Source organism: Mesorhizobium sp. M0016 (assembly GCF_040324035.1).
In the GTDB taxonomy this organism is placed as follows: Bacteria; Pseudomonadota; Alphaproteobacteria; order Rhizobiales; family Rhizobiaceae; genus Mesorhizobium.
In genome coordinates this window covers 83,851-99,037 of record NZ_JAMYVM010000012.1, presented here as the reverse complement: position 1 = coordinate 99,037, position 15,187 = coordinate 83,851, and the positions used below count along the sequence as shown (strand labels likewise).

General features: G+C 63.9%; 16 protein-coding genes and 3 pseudogenes. 6 read left to right on the top strand and 13 right to left on the bottom strand.

Going from position 1 to position 15,187, the window contains the following annotated elements; translation table 11 throughout:
- Window positions 1–12 precede the first annotated feature (12 nt).
- Together NKJ88_RS18595 and tesB are read right to left on the bottom strand one after the other, a co-directional pair.
- Window positions 13–351 carry a P-II family nitrogen regulator gene (locus NKJ88_RS18595; RefSeq protein WP_023670499.1) on the bottom strand — a complete coding sequence of 113 codons (339 nt, stop codon included), beginning with the start codon at window positions 349–351 and terminating at the stop codon, window positions 13–15.
- Between the two features lie 218 nt (window positions 352–569).
- Window positions 570–1,441: pseudogene (tesB, locus tag NKJ88_RS18590) on the bottom strand (acyl-CoA thioesterase II).
- A gap of 112 nt (window positions 1,442–1,553) precedes the next feature.
- Between tesB and NKJ88_RS18585 the strand changes: the two are divergent.
- A complete protein-coding gene (locus NKJ88_RS18585; protein WP_023726060.1) occupies window positions 1,554–2,810 on the top strand; it encodes a ubiquinone biosynthesis hydroxylase in 1,257 nt (418 codons plus the stop codon).
- A gap of 22 nt (window positions 2,811–2,832) precedes the next feature.
- Here NKJ88_RS18585 and plsY read toward each other — a convergent pair.
- Both plsY and NKJ88_RS18575 read right to left on the bottom strand, forming a co-directional pair.
- Window positions 2,833–3,470: pseudogene (plsY, locus tag NKJ88_RS18580) on the bottom strand (glycerol-3-phosphate 1-O-acyltransferase PlsY).
- A 16-nt stretch (window positions 3,471–3,486) separates the two neighbouring features.
- On the bottom strand, window positions 3,487–4,017 hold the full coding sequence (locus tag NKJ88_RS18575) for a hypothetical protein (RefSeq protein WP_352444999.1): 531 nt from the start codon (window positions 4,015–4,017) through the stop codon (window positions 3,487–3,489).
- Between the two features lie 197 nt (window positions 4,018–4,214).
- On the opposite strand from NKJ88_RS18575, the pseudogene NKJ88_RS18570 reads away from it, so the two are divergent.
- Together NKJ88_RS18570 and NKJ88_RS18565 are read left to right on the top strand one after the other, a co-directional pair.
- Window positions 4,215–4,805, top strand: a pseudogene (locus NKJ88_RS18570) (FGGY-family carbohydrate kinase); the annotation flags it as partial.
- On the top strand, window positions 4,802–6,409 hold the full coding sequence (locus tag NKJ88_RS18565; protein ID WP_352444997.1) for a GMC family oxidoreductase: 1,608 nt from the start codon (window positions 4,802–4,804) through the stop codon (window positions 6,407–6,409). The pseudogene NKJ88_RS18570 and the gene NKJ88_RS18565, both read left to right, overlap by 4 nt.
- A 16-nt stretch (window positions 6,410–6,425) precedes the next feature.
- Here NKJ88_RS18565 and NKJ88_RS18560 read toward each other — a convergent pair whose 3' ends face one another.
- A complete protein-coding gene (locus NKJ88_RS18560) occupies window positions 6,426–6,782 on the bottom strand; it encodes a YciI family protein (protein ID WP_023698373.1) in 357 nt (118 codons plus the stop codon).
- Window positions 6,779–6,994, bottom strand: a complete 216-nt coding sequence (locus NKJ88_RS18555; RefSeq protein ID WP_023726056.1) for a hypothetical protein — start codon at window positions 6,992–6,994, stop codon at window positions 6,779–6,781. The genes NKJ88_RS18560 and NKJ88_RS18555 overlap by 4 nt, the downstream gene beginning before the upstream one ends.
- A gap of 219 nt (window positions 6,995–7,213) precedes the next feature.
- On the opposite strand from NKJ88_RS18555, the gene NKJ88_RS18550 reads away from it, so the two are divergent.
- Window positions 7,214–7,639, top strand: coding sequence for an OsmC family protein (locus tag NKJ88_RS18550; protein WP_023670508.1), 426 nt, complete (start codon window positions 7,214–7,216; stop codon window positions 7,637–7,639).
- Window positions 7,640–7,732: 93 nt separating this feature from the next.
- Here the strand turns inward: NKJ88_RS18550 and NKJ88_RS18545 are convergent, their stop codons facing one another.
- The 6 genes from NKJ88_RS18545 to NKJ88_RS18520 form a co-directional block, all read right to left on the bottom strand.
- Window positions 7,733–8,362: a YceH family protein gene (locus NKJ88_RS18545; protein WP_352444995.1), complete on the bottom strand. Its 630-nt coding sequence runs from the start codon at window positions 8,360–8,362 to the stop codon at window positions 7,733–7,735.
- Window positions 8,363–8,603: 241 nt separating this feature from the next.
- Window positions 8,604–9,383, bottom strand: coding sequence for a succinate dehydrogenase iron-sulfur subunit (locus NKJ88_RS18540; protein ID WP_023670510.1), 780 nt, complete (start codon window positions 9,381–9,383; stop codon window positions 8,604–8,606).
- Window positions 9,384–9,423: 40 nt separating this feature from the next.
- On the bottom strand, window positions 9,424–11,253 hold the full coding sequence (gene sdhA, locus NKJ88_RS18535) for a succinate dehydrogenase flavoprotein subunit (RefSeq protein ID WP_023687711.1): 1,830 nt from the start codon (window positions 11,251–11,253) through the stop codon (window positions 9,424–9,426).
- Window position 11,254: 1 nt separating this feature from the next.
- On the bottom strand, window positions 11,255–11,653 hold the full coding sequence (gene sdhD, locus NKJ88_RS18530; RefSeq protein ID WP_023683885.1) for a succinate dehydrogenase, hydrophobic membrane anchor protein: 399 nt from the start codon (window positions 11,651–11,653) through the stop codon (window positions 11,255–11,257).
- The gene (gene sdhC / locus NKJ88_RS18525) at window positions 11,653–12,072 is read right to left on the bottom strand and encodes a succinate dehydrogenase, cytochrome b556 subunit (protein WP_023683884.1); all 420 of its coding nucleotides are present in this window, start codon (window positions 12,070–12,072) and stop codon (window positions 11,653–11,655) included. The genes sdhD and sdhC overlap by 1 nt, the downstream gene beginning before the upstream one ends.
- A 240-nt stretch (window positions 12,073–12,312) precedes the next feature.
- A complete protein-coding gene (locus tag NKJ88_RS18520; protein WP_023687710.1) occupies window positions 12,313–12,783 on the bottom strand; it encodes a hypothetical protein in 471 nt (156 codons plus the stop codon).
- 253 nt (window positions 12,784–13,036) lie between these two features.
- Between NKJ88_RS18520 and NKJ88_RS18515 the strand changes: the two genes are divergently transcribed.
- Window positions 13,037–13,408 carry a hypothetical protein gene (locus NKJ88_RS18515; RefSeq protein WP_023726052.1) on the top strand — a complete coding sequence of 124 codons (372 nt, stop codon included), beginning with the start codon at window positions 13,037–13,039 and terminating at the stop codon, window positions 13,406–13,408.
- A gap of 37 nt (window positions 13,409–13,445) precedes the next feature.
- Here NKJ88_RS18515 and NKJ88_RS18510 read toward each other — a convergent pair whose 3' ends face one another.
- A complete protein-coding gene (locus NKJ88_RS18510; protein WP_352444992.1) occupies window positions 13,446–14,642 on the bottom strand; it encodes a GGDEF domain-containing protein in 1,197 nt (398 codons plus the stop codon).
- A 163-nt stretch (window positions 14,643–14,805) separates the two neighbouring features.
- Here NKJ88_RS18510 and NKJ88_RS18505 point away from each other — a divergent pair, with 163 nt between their 5' ends.
- Entirely contained in the window at window positions 14,806–15,117 is a 312-nt protein-coding gene (locus NKJ88_RS18505; RefSeq protein ID WP_023670517.1) for a hypothetical protein, read from the top strand.
- Window positions 15,118–15,187 lie beyond the last annotated feature (70 nt).

The window sequence follows — 15,187 nt, the reverse complement described above, 5'->3', positions numbered from 1 at the left end:
CGTGTTCGCCGCTCAAAGTGCGTCGGTGTCTGTTTCGCCGGTACGGATGCGCACCGCCTGATCGATGCCGAAGACGAAGATCTTGCCGTCGCCGATCTGGCCGGTCTTGGCCGCCGCCGTGATGGCTTCGACGGCCTTGTCGACCAGATCTGTGCTAACCGCGACTTCGATCTTGATTTTCGGCAGGAAACTGACCGCGTATTCCGCCCCGCGATAGATTTCCGTGTGTCCCTTCTGACGCCCGTAGCCTTTGACTTCGGTGACGGTCAGGCCCTGGATGCCGACGGCGGTGAGTGCTTCGCGCACCTCGTCGAGCTTGAACGGCTTGATGATTGCCATCACGATTTTCATAAGGTTTCACCCTTTGCTGTTGCGGTCCCCCGCGTTTGCACACCTTCACCGATCCCAAAAAGCCCGGAGAGTGCCCAACAGGATTCAAGCTCCGTGCCAGTTGCCGAAGCAGGGTGTTAACTCATTGTAAATAAACGGATCGCTCGAGTCGCGGCGGCACGATGGGCACCGTCAACGGACAGTCACTGATTAAAAAGTAGGCAATTTTTCGAAAATGCCTATTCGGCAGGCGGCCGCTTCAGCCGGATCAAGCCTTCCTGGGCAACCGAGGCGATCAGCGTGCCGTCGCGGGCAAACAGCGAGCCGCGGGTGAAGCCGCGCGACCCCTGCGTCGACGGGCTGTCCTGCGTGTACAGGATCCAGTCATCGAGCGGATGGCTGCGATGGAACCACATCGCATGGTCGAGGCTCGCCGCCTGGATGTCGCGGTCGAAAATGGCGCGGCCGTGCGCAAAGGTCGAGGTGTCGAGCAGCGTCATGTCGGAGAGGTAGGCAAGCACCGCCGCCTGGATGCCGCGGTCGGCCGGCACCGGGCCGGTGGTGCGGATCCAGATGTTCTGCTGCGGCTCCAGCTTTTCGCGGCTGGTGTAATGCTTCAGCATCACCGGCTTCATCTCGATCGGCCGGTCACGCTCCCAGTAGCGCTTGATGCCGTCCGGCACCGCCTCGCCGAACCCAGCAATTCGCGCTGCGACAACAGGCTGTCGGGCGGCGGCACGTCGCGCGGCATCGGCAGCTGATGCTCAAGGCCAACCTCGTCCTGCTGGAACGAGGCTTCCAGCGAAAAGATCGCCTGGCCGTGCTGGATCGCCACCACGCGCCGCGTGGCGAAGGAGCCGCCATCGCGGATGCGGTCGACCTCGTAGACGATCGGCACCTTGGTGTCGCCGGGCCGCATGAAATAGCCGTGCAGCGAATGCACGTGGCGCTCGGGCTCGACGGTGCGCTGCGCGGCGACCAGCGCCTGGGCGATGGTCTGGCCGCCGAAAACGCGCTGCCAGTCGAGCTTGGGGCTGCGACCACGGTACAGATTGTGTTCCAGCTGCTCGAGGTCGAGAATGCTGAGAAGCTCGTCCATGGCCGCCGTCATGCTTCGTGACCTCGCCGTAAGATGCTATGGCGGTTTCCGACAGGAATGGCGGGCAGTCAAGGCCGGAATGCCCCAGTGGGCGGGGATGGTCGAGACTTCGAAAGGAATTGACATGGCGAACCGCAACCCGGACGCAAAAACCCCGCTCGACGTGCTGGTCGCTGGCGCCGGCTATGTCGGCCTCGCCGCCGCCGTGTCGCTGAAACAGGCGCGGCCGGGCCTCGCCGTGGCGGTCGTTGATGCTGCCCCCGCCGGCGTCTGGCAGAAGGACCGCCGCGCCTCGGCGATCGCCGCCGCCGCCTGCCGCATGCTCGACCAGCTCGGCGTCTGGCAGGAAATCGTCGGGCAATCGCAGGCGATCACCGAGATGATCGTCACCGATTCGCGCACCGCCGATCCGGTGCGTCCGGTGTTTCTCACCTTCGATGGCGAGGTCGCGCCGGGCGAACCGTTCGCCCACATGGTCGCCAACAAGGACCTGAACAGCGCCTTGCGCCGCCGCGCGCAAAAGCTCGGCATCGACATCATCGAAGGTGTCGCGGTCGCATCGTTCGACGGCAATGGCGCCGGCATCACCGTGCATCTGGCCGACGGCGCGGCGATTGAGGCGCGGCTGCTGGTCGCCGCCGACGGCGTCAATTCCAAATTGCGCGACATGGCCGGCATCAAGACGGTGAAATGGGAATATGGCCAGTCCGGCATCGTCTGCACGGTGGCGCATGAGCGCCCGCACAATGGCCGCGCCGAAGAGCATTTTCTGCCGGCCGGCCCGTTTGCAACGCTGCCGCTCAAGCCGACCGAGGACGGCACCAACCGTTCGTCGCTGGTCTGGGTCGAACGTTCCGAGGATGCCGAAAAGCTGGTCTCGGGCGACGACCTCGTCTTCGAGCAGGAGCTTGAATTGCGCTTCGGCCTGAAGCTCGGCGAAATCCGCGTCACCGACAAGCCGCGCGCCTGGCCGCTCGGCCTGACCATCGCGCGCGCCTTTGTCGCCCCGCGCATCGCGCTTGCCGGCGACGCCGCGCACGGCATCCACCCGATCGCCGGCCAGGGCCTCAATCTCGGCTTCAAGGATGTGGCGGCCCTTGCTGAAGTGGTGGTCGAGGCCGATCGCTTGGGACAGGATATCGGCGCGCTCGACGTGCTCGAGCGCTACCAGCAATGGCGCCGCTTCGACACGGTGCAGATGGGCGTCACCACAGATGTGCTGAACCGGCTGTTTTCCAACGACATCGGCCCGCTGCGCCAGCTCCGCGACATAGGCCTCGGCCTTGTCGAACGGATGCCCAGGCTGAAGGAGTTCTTCATCCGCCAGGCGTCGGGGTTGTCCAACGGCACACCACGGCTGCTCAAGGGTGAGGCGATTTAGGCCGGGAATGAGTGCCGCTTTGTCATAGACGCGGCTCGGCTCCTGACATCAGCCGCGCAATGTTGGCGCGGTGGCGCACGATCACGTAGATGCCGCCGGCGATGACCAGCAACCGGTAGGGCAATGGTTGTTCCATGCCGCCGACGAGGGCGATCGCGGTGAGCGCCGCCAGCATCGAACTCAGGGACACAATTCGGGAAACTGCCAACACCACGGCAAATGCCGTCGCCGCGCCTAGACCCACAGGCCAGGACATCGCCAACAAAACACCCAACCCCGTCGCAGCCGATTTGCCGCCGGTGAAATTCAGCCAGATCGAACGGCTATGCCCAAGCAAAACAGCGAGTCCGGCCAGGCATACAACCCAAGGAGCCCAAACGGGCATATCAGATATTGCCGACGGCGGCGTTGCGGAAGACTAGAAACAAAACCAACGGGCAAAGATGACCGCTGCCGCCCCTTTCAGCACGTCCACCAGAAGCACCACCAATGCTGGCCATTTCCCGAGTGTGCGCAATACATTTGTCGCACCGGTGGACTTGGAGCCGTGCTCCCGGATATCGATGCCCTTAAGCAGTTTCCCCGCAGATAGCCGGCAGGCGTAGAGCCGATAAGGTAAGCGGCAGCCGATCCTGCCACGCTCGCTATCCAGAATGACATGCGCCCGGGCTGTTTCTCAGTTGACCTCAAACCCCAGCTTCTGCCGCAGTCGCAGCATGCGTTGGTCGGCGACCTTGAAACTCTGCTCGCCGCTCTTGGCAACACGATCCACCATCTGCAGCAGATCTTCGCGCTCGTGGGGATCGAGGCGCTCGCGCAGGAAGGGCGCCAGCTTGTCGATGACGATCGTCGTGTCGTCGATCTGCGCCGCGGCCCATTTGGCGTAGACGACGGCTTCATCGGTCTTCTTCTGGTTGTCCGCAATCTGCGAGATCACCTCGCGGATGACCGTTTCGCGCTTCGGCAGGATCGGGCCGTGCTCCGCTGCCAGTGCGGTGATCAGCGTTGCCGCCGCCACCACCGGATCGTCGATCGCCGTCAGCGGCGACAGCGCCGCCTGCTTGCGCAGCTTCTTGCGCCTTATGTTGCCCTGGACGCGGCCGACGACGTCGGCGACCTCGCGCGCGGCTTCGTTCATGGCCTTCATGCGATACCACCAGAACGCCCCGGCTCCCAGCACGCCGAGAATAGCAATCAGGAAAGGCATGTCGAATTCCCCCGAAAATTGCGGCGACGATAGGAGAACTCCGGCGTTGCTTCAACACGCAAGAATTGTATCTGATGAAAAACAGAGCTGGCCCCCTAATCATCCAGACGCCGAGATCGGACGTCCTGGGTTCAGGTCGCTCGTCACGGGCATCTGATGGTGCAACCGCTTGGCGATAACGCCGACTTCGCATCGAGCGCGGTGCCCATTATGACGATCCGTTCGGCCACTGCAACGCGGCTGTCGGCGCGGTGACGCCGGCCTGGGACGATCCGATTTTCCACCCGTTTCTCTACGGCTCCGGACAAGGGGCGGAGTTTCGCGCCGGCTTCTACGGCCTCGCCGGCTGGCACGGGGAAGGCCATTTGTTGCGCGCATTGTTCGAGGGCGTGATGTTCGAGCACCGGCGCCACATCGAAGTCTTGAAAAAAGCCGGCGTCGGCTTCGAAAGAGCCGTGCTATCCGGCGGCGGCTCGCGCAGCGAGCACTGGCCGCAAATCTTCGCCGACGGGCTTGGGGTGCCGATCACCGTGCCTGAGGCGCGCGAGACCGGCGCGCTTGGCGCGGCAATCGGCGCCGGGGTCGCGGCCGGCCTGTTCGCCGACTATGAGGCCGGCGTCGACGCCATGACCCGGTCAAGCGCCGCCTATCGTCCGAACCCGGCCATGCAGGACCACTACAACAGGCGTTATCGCGCCTATTGCGGCCTTGCCGATACGCTGCGATCGTTCTGGGCCGAACAGGCGGCAGAACCGAGTAGAACACCGCCGAGTAAACCACCGCAATGACCCAACGGCTCGATGGCGACTACGACTACATCATCGTCGGCGCAGGCACGGCGGGCTGCGTGCTGGCCAATCGGCTGAGCGAAAACCCGGCGACGCGCGTGCTGCTGCTCGAGGCCGGCGGCAGCGACAATTATCACTGGGTGCATATCCCGGTCGGCTATCTCTATTGCATCGGCAATCCGCGCACCGACTGGATGATGAAGACTGCCCCCGAAGCCGGCCTGAACGGCCGCTCGCTGGTCTATCCCCGCGGCAAGGTGCTGGGCGGCTGCACCTCGGTCAACGGCATGATCTACATGCGCGGCCAGGCGGCGGACTACGATGGCTGGCGGCAGATGGGCAATGTCGGCTGGGGCTGGGACGATGTGCTGCCCTACTTCCTCAAATCCGAGGACCATCATGGCGGCAAGACCAAGCTGCATGGCTCCGGCGGCGAATGGAAAGTGGCGCGGCAACGCCTGTCCTGGCCGATCCTGAACACGGTGCAGGAGGCGGCCAAGGAATTCGGCATCATGCCGCGCGAGGATTTCAATGACGGCGACAATGAGGGGTCCGGCTTCTTCGAAGTCAACCAGAGCAAGGGCGTGCGCTGGAACACAGCCAAGGCATTCTTGCGCCCGGCGCTGCGACGGCCCAACCTTCGGCTGGTCGTCAACGCGCATGTCGAGACAGCGCTGTTCGAGGGCAAGCGTGCTATCGGCGTCCGCTACCGCGCCGGCGGCCAAGCCATAGAGGCAAAGGCCAGGAGCGAGGTGCTGCTGACCGCCGGCTCGATCAACACGCCGAAACTGCTGGAGCTTTCCGGGGTCGGCGAGCCGGATCGCCTCGCCGCGCTCGGCATCGATGTGGTTCACGCCAGCCCCAACGTCGGCGAGAACCTTCAGGACCATCTGCAGATCCGTACCGTCTATAAAGTGTCGGCGGCGCTGACACTCAACACGCTTGCCAACAGCCTGAGCGGCAAGGCGACGATCGCGCTGCAATATGCCTTTGGCCGCTCGGGACCGATGTCGATGGCGCCGAGCCAGTTCGGCATGTTCTCGAAATCCGATCCGTCGATGGCGACGCCGGACCTGGAGTACCACGTCCAGCCCTTGTCTACCGACCGGCTGGGCGACCCGCTGCACCCGTTCCCGGCAATCACCATGTCGGTCTGCAATTTGCGCCCCGACAGCCTCGGCTCCGTGCATGCCACGACGCGCGACCTGGCCGTGCAGCCCGAGATCCGGCTGAACTACCTCTCTACGGTGCGCGACCGCGAGATCGCGCTGCGCTCGGTGCGCCAGGCGCGCAGCATCATGACCGCCAAGGCGCTTGCCGGTTTCCAGCCGGAGGAGATCCTGCCGGGCCTCGCCCACCAGTCGGACGAGGACCTGCTGCACCAGATCGGCTCGATCGCGACGACCATCTTCCACCCGGTCGGCACCTGCCGGATGGGTGTCGACGGCCGCGCCGTCGTCAGCCCGGACCTGCGGGTGACCGGTGTCGAGGGCCTGCGCGTCGTCGACGCCTCGATCATGCCGCGCATCGTCTCCGGCAACACCGCCTCGCCAGTGGTGATGATCGCCGAGAAGGCGGCGGATATGATCCGCCGGCCTGCATGACCTCGCCGCTGCTGCCTTACGACCCCGGCACGTCGTAGATCGCCCTGACTTCGACGGTGCCGATTTCGGCCAGCGGAATTTTGCCGGCGATCTCCAGCGCCTTGTCGAGAGTGTCGGCTTCGATCATGACGAAACCAAGCAACTGCTCCTTGGTTTCGGCAAACGGACCGTCAGTGATCAGCCGCTTGCCTTGGCGCCGCCGCACCGTCTTCGACGTCTTCACCGATTGCAGCGCCTGCGCGATGATCAGCTTGCCTTGCTGGTCCAATGACCGGTCATAGGCCATCGAATCGGCGTCGAGCTTGGCCAGACGCTCCGGCGTCATGGCATGGAGGTCCTTTTCCTCGCCGTAGACCAGACAGACATATTTCATTTCCAGCTCCCTTGCTGTGACGACCCATAGGCGATCACGGTGCCGGCGGCATCCTTGCCGGCAGCAGCGTGGTCGAGCACGCAGACCGCAATGCCGATCACGGCGACCGCAGCAAGCAGCCGGCCGAAGCCGGAAGATCGCGAGCACTCGATCTCGCGTAGACGCGCGCTTTTGTCGGCGTCGTTCCAATGGGCAGAAAACAGATTGTTCATCTTGGATCTCCATCCGCCACGAGAATCCGTGGACGCTCGCAGGACGGCCGGCGCCGATGCAAGTCGACATTTTTGCACGCACATTTTTCAGAAAAGATTTGCAGGGCTCGCCGGCGTCGCATCCGGCCGAAACAGCGCGGTGGTCTTCCCCTGCCGCCGCGCTATAGTTGGAGGGAACGCCGCGTGGCCGGCGCTGTCGCTGTAATCAAGGAGAATCTTATGGACCGCACCGCAAACGCCGTCTGGAAAGGCAATCTGAAGGAGGGCACGGGCACGCTCGACAGCCAGAGCGGCACCTTGAAGGGCACGCCCTATTCGTTCAAGGCTCGCTTCGAGGACGAGAGCGGCAAATCCGGCACCAATCCCGAAGAGTTGATCGCTGCGGCACACGCCGGCTGCTACGCCATGCAGCTGTCGCATTTCCTGGCCGAGAACGGCACGCCCGCCACCGAGCTCGACGCCAAGGCGGTGGTGACGCTGGTGCCCGGCACCGGCATCACCGGCAGCGCCATCACCCTGATCGGCAAGGTGCCGGGCATTGACGCGGCGAAGTTCAAGGAACTGGCCGAGAAGGCCAAGGCGGAGTGCCCGGTTTCGAAGGCACTCGGCGCCATCAAAGTATCGCTCGACGCGAAGCTGGGGTGAAACGAAGGGATTCGAAGTGAGAAACGCCGGCTTAACGCCGGCGTTTGCATTTTCAGAGGCCAGCGATCCGTCGCGCCAACGCTCCGGTGATAGTTAAGCCCCCAGCGCATCAAGCCGGGCGCGAAGCGCTGCGACTTCCTGCTCCAGCGATTCAATCCTTGCTTCCAGGTCAGAGGCCGGCAGGACCGGCGAACTCCGTTGTGCAGAGAGGGCAGCAACGTCCACGGGGCCGGCGAGCAGATGCACAAAACGGTCCTCGCGCTGCCCCGGCCCGCGCGGTATTTCCTGGACGAGCGGCGGTCGGCGGCCGATCAGCATGTCGAGTTCAGCGCGCAGGTCTTCGATCGACGAAAACCGCGCCATGCGCTCAGTTCGCGCCAGCAACTCATGCGCCGTCTGCGGCCCGCGCAGCAAAAGCAGGCCGATCACCGCAGTCTGCGGCCTCGTCAGCGAGAAGCGCTGCGCCATCTGATGCTCATAGCGCTCGACGCGCGAGCCGAACATCTGACGCACCAGCCCCTTCTGCTCGAGCAGCTTCAGCGTCCGATGCACCTCTGTCGGCTCGAGCGCCATCACAGGCTCGCGCGCCGTCTTCTGGTTGGCGGCTACAAGTGCTGCATTCAGCGTCAGCGGATAGACATCCGGCGTCAGCTCCTTCTTCTCGATCAGGCAGCCGAGCACACGGGCTTCGACCGAATTAAGGATTGGAAGCTCTTCGCTCATTGGGTTGAGTATCCTTTCTAGCGCCGGCGAGACAGCGCCCCCCTCTCTGTCCTACCGGATATCTCCCCACGCGGGGGGAGATCGGCAGCTTCGCCGACAGCGCGCCATCCTTCAACCTTGGAGATTGGCGAAAGCCGCGATGACGGCCAATCTCCCCACCCGTGGGGGAGATGTCCGGCAGGACAGAGGGGGGCGCGAAGGATCGCCGCGTACGAGATTGCCGCGAGCGAACTCGTCTCAACTAAACCCGCCGCTCCACCATCATCTTTTTGATTTCGGCAATCGCCTTGGCCGGGTTGAGCCCCTTCGGGCAGGTCTGGGCGCAGTTCATGATGGTGTGGCAGCGGTAGAGCCGGAATGGGTCTTCGAGATCGTCGAGCCGTTCGCCCGTGGCTTCGTCGCGGCTGTCGATCAGCCAGCGATAGGCCTGCAGCAGCGTCGCCGGGCCGAGATAGCGGTCGCCGTTCCACCAATAGCTCGGGCACGAGGTCGAGCAGCAGGCGCACAGGATGCACTCGTAGAGCCCGTCGAGCTTTTCGCGGTCCTCATGGCTCTGCAGCCATTCCTTGGCTGGCTCTGGCGACACTGTCTTCAGCCATGGCTGGATCGAGGCGTGCTGGGCGTAGAAATTGGTGAGGTCGGGCACCAGATCCTTGACCACCTGCATATGCGGCAGCGGGTAGACCTTGACGGCGCCGGAAATGTCGTCGCAGCCCTTGGTGCAGGCCAGCGTGTTGGAGCCATCGATGTTCATGGCGCAGGAGCCGCAAATGCCTTCGCGGCATGAGCGGCGCAAGGCAAGCGTCGGATCGATCTTGTTCTTGATCCAGAGCAGCGCGTCGAGCACCATCGGCCCGCAATCGTCCATGTCGACGAAATAGGTGTCGATGCGCGGGTTCTCGTCATCGTCGGGCGACCAGCGGTAGATGCGGTATTCCCGCAGGTTGGTGGCGCCCTCCGGCTTCGGCCAGGTCTTGCCCGGCTGCACCTTGGAGTTCTTGGGAAGCGTGAGTTCGACCATTACCTCAGATCCTTTCGGATGACGGGCTTCGGCACCATGGTCAGTATACCCTGGCCTTCGGCGCGATCTTGGCAAGACTGATGCCGCCGTCCTTTTCCGCCACCAGCGGCTCGGTGTGCACGGGACGATAGCTGAGGCTCACCTGGCCGTCCTCGCTTAGCCGGGCCAGCGTATGCTTGCGCCAGATAATGTCGTCTCGGGCCGAAAAATCTTCGCGCGCATGCGCGCCGCGGCTCTCCTTGCGCGCCTCGGCGCCGTAGACCGTGGTGATGGCGTTGGCCATCAGATTTTCCAGCTCCAGCGTCTCGACCAGGTCGGAATTCCAGATCATCGAGCGGTCGGAGACTTTCAGGTCCTTGAGCTCGGTCCATATCTGTGAAATGCGCTTGCAGCCGTTTTCGAGCGACTCCTGTGTGCGGAACACGGCGGCGTCTTCCTGCATCGCCTTCTGCATTTTCTCACGCAGAACGGCGGTTGGCGTCGAGCCATTGGCGTGGCGCAGCCGGTCGAAGCGGTCCATGATGTTTTCGACCGAGGCTTCGTTGGGCGAAGGGATCGCCGAATTGCGGTCGATGACCTGGCCGGCGCGGATTGCGGCGGCGCGGCCGAACACCACCAGATCGATCAGCGAGTTCGAGCCCAGCCGGTTGGCGCCGTGCACGGAGGCACAGCCGGCCTCGCCGACCGCCATCAGCCCGGGTGACACCCGGTCAGGATTCTCGACAGTCGGGTTCAGCACCTCGCCCCAGTAATTGGTCGGCACGCCGCCCATATTGTAGTGCACCGTCGGCAGCACGGGGATCGGCTCCTTGGTCAGGTCGACGCCGGCGAAAATCCTGGCCGATTCCGAAATGCCCGGCAGCCGCTCATGCAGCACGGCCGGATCGAGATGGTCGAGATGCAGGAAGATATGGTCCTTGTTCTTGCCGACCCCGCGGCCTTCGCGGATCTCCAGCGTCATGCAACGCGAGACGACGTCGCGCGAGGCCAGGTCCTTGGCCGACGGCGCGTAGCGCTCCATGAAGCGCTCGCCCTCGGAATTGACGAGATAGCCGCCCTCGCCGCGCGCGCCTTCGGTGATCAGGCAGCCGGCGCCGTAGATGCCGGTCGGATGAAACTGCACGAACTCCATATCCTGCAACGGGAAGCCGGCCCGTGCCGCCATGCCGCCGCCGTCGCCTGTACAGGTGTGCGCCGACGTCGCCGAGAAATAGGCGCGGCCATATCCGCCGGTCGCCAGCACCACCATCTTGGCGGAGAAGCGATGGATAGTGCCGTCGTCGAGGTTCCAGGCGACGACGCCGGTGCAGGTGCCGTCCGGTTCCATGATCAGGTCGAGCGCAAAATACTCGATGAAGAACTGTGCATTGTTCTTCAGCGACTGGCCGTAGAGCGTGTGCAGGATGGCGTGACCGGTGCGGTCGGCGGCAGCACAGGTGCGCTGCACCGGCGGGCCGTCGCCATAATTCATCATGTGTCCGCCGAACGGCCGCTGGTAGATCTTGCCCTCTTCGGTGCGCGAGAACGGCACGCCGTAATGCTCGAGCTCGTAGACCGCCGCCGGTGCCTCGCGCACCAGATATTCCATGGCGTCGACGTCGCCCAGCCAGTCCGAACCCTTGACGGTGTCGTACATGTGCCACTGCCAGGAGTCCGGACCCATGTTGGACAGCGACGCGGCAATGCCGCCTTGTGCCGCCACCGTGTGCGAGCGGGTCGGGAACACTTTGGTGATGCAGGCCGTGCGCAGGCCCTGCTCGGCCATGCCGAGCGTGGCGCGCAGGCCGGCGCCGCCGGCGCCGACGACCACCACGTCGAACTTGTGGTCGACAAAGGTATAGCCGGTGGCCGATTTCGCGTCCTTGGCCAAATCAGCCTCCGAATGCCAGTTTGAGCAGGGCGAAGATCGAGGCGACGCCGACCGCGATGGTGAAAAACGTGCTGAGTGCGATCAGCGCCAGCTTCATGCCTTCGGCATGCACGTAATCCTCGATAATGACCTGCATGCCGACACGCATATGGGTGAGACCGGAAACGAGCACCAGCGCCAACACCAGCGCCACGAACGGACTGGCGAGCGCCGCCCGCACCTCGGCGAAGCCGGCGCCATTGAGCGCGATCAGGAACCCGACGAAGAACAGTATCAGCGGGATGTTGGCAATGGCCGTCAGCCGCTGTCGCCAGAAATGCCCGGTGCCTTCGCGGGCCGAGCCCAGACCGCGGACCTTGGCCAGCGGCGTGCGCATATCGTTGTTGTTCGTGCCGCTCATCACAAGGTTCCCCGCGCCATGTAGCCGGCGACCCAGATCAGCAGCGTGAGCAGGATGGAACCGGCGAGCGTCGCCCAGGCGATCTTCGATGCCGTGTGTTTCTCCAGCCCGGCGCCGGTGTCCCAGACGAGATGGCGCACGCCGCCCAGCATGTGGTGCATCAGCGCCCAGGTGTAGCCGAACAGGATGAGCCGGCCGAGCCAGGTGCCGAAGGCCCAGTTGATCCAATCGAAAGCGCCTTGCGAACTCGCCGCCGCCATCAGCCACGCGGCGACCAGCAGCGTGCCGAAATACAGCGCCCCGCCAGTGATGCGGTGAATGATCGACATCGTCATGGTGATCGGTGGGCGGTAAATCGTCAGGTGCGGCGAGAGCGGCCGTTCACGTCTGGCGGTTCGGGTGGCTGGTGATTTGCTCATGGCTGCCCCAGTTCGATGTCCGGAGCCGCGGTGGAAAGCGGCACTTACCGCCTCGATATATGACTTCAGACAGCCGGTTTCTAATGCTCTTTTTGCACCGCGTCAAAGCCGGAAAATCGTTTTGAAAACGTCATTTAGTCTGACAAAAGGCTGCTGTTTCGCTTCAATCGATTTGGCCACCGTCGAAAGCCGGCGCACCGTTCGCTGCAGTGCGGCATTTCCTTTGCAATCGACGCCAGGCTATCGTTTGCAGGTCTGTGGTGTCGAGCCCCTCTTCATCACCAGCGCCTCGCGCGCGTCGATCACGATTGCGTCATGCGACGCGGCTTCCTGGTAGCGGCTGGACTGGTTGGCGGGTGATGCGGCAAACTCCTCGGTCGTGCCATCGGGCCTGACAACACGCAACGCCGTGCCGAGGTTCTGGATGGTGATCATGCCGCCATTGCCGCATCTGTAAGTTGCCGTGCCGACAGCAGACCGCGGCGCGGTAAGATCGGTGACGATCTTGGCTGAAGGTGCGGCAGGTGCTGTCGGAGCCGTTGCGGAAGCCGGGGGCGCCACAGGTGCGGCGGACTGCTGAGCCGGCGCGGGCGCGACAGTGGGTGGTACGGTATTCACCGCCGTCGGCGCGCCGTTCTGCGGCACGCAGGCTGCGGCAGTCAGCAAGGGGATCGACAACAGCGTCACCCGAAACGTCCGGCGTAACGCCATATGCTGTCCTCCTGCGCGGCTAACTAGCCGCGATGTTCCACCAAGATCAAGCTCACCCAACGTCAGCGTAGTTGTGTGCGTCGCGGCCGATGGTGCGGGCAAGCATGGCCGAATGATGACGCCCGGGTTTTCCATCCCGTCGGATATTAACCATGTTTGGCGAGAGATCGCCGCCGGATGCGCCTGCCCTCTTAACAAAGGTTAAGAAAAGGTTAATTTCCGATTCGATCGGGTCCACAGCAGAGAGGACACCATGCTTTCGAATTCAGGAAGAGCGCGCCTTGCGGCGCTTGTGCTGGCGACAGCCAGTCTCGGCTTCGCCGCCCCGGCAATGGCCTGGTCGCGCCATCATGACCGCGTCTATGCCGATTCCCTGGGCAATCTCGTCATCGACAGCGCCGCCGGCTACAAGCGCATCATTGTCGGCCAAGGCAGGCTGGCCAAGAAATTGTCCGACTACACCAGCGCCGGGCAGCCGGAAGCGGGACCGGAAGTCCTTTATGAAGACGAGGCGGATCACATCTCCAGGCGTGGCTGCTACCAGCCGCCGGTGTTCGTGAAGGGCCGCTCCTATATGTACGGCCTCTCCGACGGCGAAATGCCCAACCTCAGCCCTTGCCGCTGATGATCCGGCACGGCCGAGAGGCCGTTTAAGCGAGACGCTAACCGACGCTGCCTGTATCCGGGATGAACACCGTTTCGGCCCGCTCATAGGAAAGCCGCACGCTGTCGCGGCCGTTCTTCTTGGCCTTGTAGAGCGCTTCGTCGGCGCGCCGCCTCAGCGGCTCCAGCCCTTCGTCGCCGGTGCGCACCGCGACGCCGAAGCTCGCGGTCACCCTGGTGCCCGGCGGCAACCCGTCGACACTGCCGGCCGAATAGTGCGTGCGCACGGCTTCGGCAAACAGCCGCGCCGTGGCAAGATCGCTCAGCGACAGAAGCACAGCGAACTCCTCGCCGCCGATGCGGCCGGCAACCGCACGCGTGCCGGCGGCCGCGCGAAGCTTGGCGGCGAAGTCGGCGATCACCTGGTCGCCCGCGGCATGTCCGTATTTGTCGTTGAGCGCCTTGAAGTGATCGAGATCGGCCAGCACCAGCGCGACCGGCACCTTGGCGGCGGCGCAGTGTTGCAGCACCAGCAAGGCGCGCTCCTCGAAACCCCTGCGGTTGAGCAGGCCAGACAGGGGATCGGTGTGCGTCTCGGTCTTCAGCGCCTTCATCACGTCGAGCGCAGCTGCCGAGAACAGGCAGAGCGCGATCAGCAACGACAGCAGCGCGTGCGACAAAAGCGCCGTCGTCCAGTAGGACGAGCCATAAAACCCGTCATAGCTGGTGAACGGCCCGTGCGAGATGACGACGAGCAGCGTGCGGCCGATAAAGTTCAGCCCGGACAGCAGCGACAGTACGAACAGGATTTTTTCCGTCGGGCCGTTCTTGCGCACGGCGCGCAGCTCGGCGGCGACCAGCAGGCTGAGGCCGCCAAAGCCGAAATTGATCGACAGGATGCGCCAAGTCAAGTCCGGCTGGACGAACAGGAACCAGCAGAATGCCACCATCCCGCCACCCGCCAGAATGCCGATCGCGATATAGGGCACGCGCCTGCCGTAGCGTGAGATGATCGCACCGACGAGGCAACAGGCGGCAAGCGTGAAGCAGAGGTTGGAGACCAGCTTGGTCAGCACCATGCCGCCGGGCAGCGTGAAATACTGCAGCAGGAAGCCGGGCGCGGACACGCAATAGCTCGTGCCGAGCACAGCCAGATAGGGCCGGTGGCGCTGATAGAACCATAGCACGAGGAACGCCGCGCCGAGCGCCAGCGCGATCGTCGGATTGAGCAGCGCTATGAACAGGCCGGTGTCCAAAGGACGGTGACTTCCCCGCTTGACGTCAGGGAAGACCTTAGAGCGCAAGCCCCAACAAGCGGTTAAGCCGGGACGAATATGCAAGTCGCCACTGATGAAGCTGCTGCACGGAACCGGGACCTGAGGCAGGCGTTTCGTGACAGCAATCAAGGAGAAGTTATTCATGGCCGACACGATCACGCTGACCGACCACGAAGCAATTCGCTCATGGGCCGCAGGGCGCGCCGGATTTCCGGCGATCGTCGATGTATCGCCCGAAACCGGAACGCAGCCGTTGCTGAGGCTCGTCTTCGGCCAGCACGCCTATCAGGACCAGGATCAGCCTGAACGCCCGGTCAACGCAGGCGGCTACGAGCTGGTCGAATGGGACGAGTGGTTCAAGATCTTCGACGAGCGCGAACTGGCGCTGGTGGTCGCGGCCGACGAACCCGGCAGCCGGGAGGAATTTCATGAAATCATCCGGCGTGCCGGCTAGGGCATATACCCCAAGGGTCTTAGAGCGGCGCGCTTTAAACAAAACCCCGAACGGTTTTGCCGTTCGGGGT

Coding starts and splice junctions, on each gene's coding strand:
- NKJ88_RS18595 (WP_023670499.1), bottom strand. CDS start 351: ATGAAAATCGTGATGGCAATCATCAAGCCGTTCAAGCTCGACGAGGTG.
- NKJ88_RS18585 (WP_023726060.1), top strand. CDS start 1,554: ATGGCGAACCGCAACCCGGACGCAAAAACCCCGCTCGACGTGCTGGTC.
- NKJ88_RS18575 (WP_352444999.1), bottom strand. CDS start 4,017: ATGCCTTTCCTGATTGCTATTCTCGGCGTGCTGGGAGCCGGGGCGTTC.
- NKJ88_RS18565 (WP_352444997.1), top strand. CDS start 4,802: ATGACCCAACGGCTCGATGGCGACTACGACTACATCATCGTCGGCGCA.
- NKJ88_RS18560 (WP_023698373.1), bottom strand. CDS start 6,782: ATGAAATATGTCTGTCTGGTCTACGGCGAGGAAAAGGACCTCCATGCC.
- NKJ88_RS18555 (WP_023726056.1), bottom strand. CDS start 6,994: ATGAACAATCTGTTTTCTGCCCATTGGAACGACGCCGACAAAAGCGCG.
- NKJ88_RS18550 (WP_023670508.1), top strand. CDS start 7,214: ATGGACCGCACCGCAAACGCCGTCTGGAAAGGCAATCTGAAGGAGGGC.
- NKJ88_RS18545 (WP_352444995.1), bottom strand. CDS start 8,362: ATGAGCGAAGAGCTTCCAATCCTTAATTCGGTCGAAGCCCGTGTGCTC.
- NKJ88_RS18540 (WP_023670510.1), bottom strand. CDS start 9,383: ATGGTCGAACTCACGCTTCCCAAGAACTCCAAGGTGCAGCCGGGCAAG.
- sdhD (WP_023683885.1), bottom strand. CDS start 11,653: ATGAGCGGCACGAACAACAACGATATGCGCACGCCGCTGGCCAAGGTC.
- sdhC (WP_023683884.1), bottom strand. CDS start 12,072: ATGAGCAAATCACCAGCCACCCGAACCGCCAGACGTGAACGGCCGCTC.
- NKJ88_RS18520 (WP_023687710.1), bottom strand. CDS start 12,783: ATGGCGTTACGCCGGACGTTTCGGGTGACGCTGTTGTCGATCCCCTTG.
- NKJ88_RS18515 (WP_023726052.1), top strand. CDS start 13,037: ATGCTTTCGAATTCAGGAAGAGCGCGCCTTGCGGCGCTTGTGCTGGCG.
- NKJ88_RS18505 (WP_023670517.1), top strand. CDS start 14,806: ATGGCCGACACGATCACGCTGACCGACCACGAAGCAATTCGCTCATGG.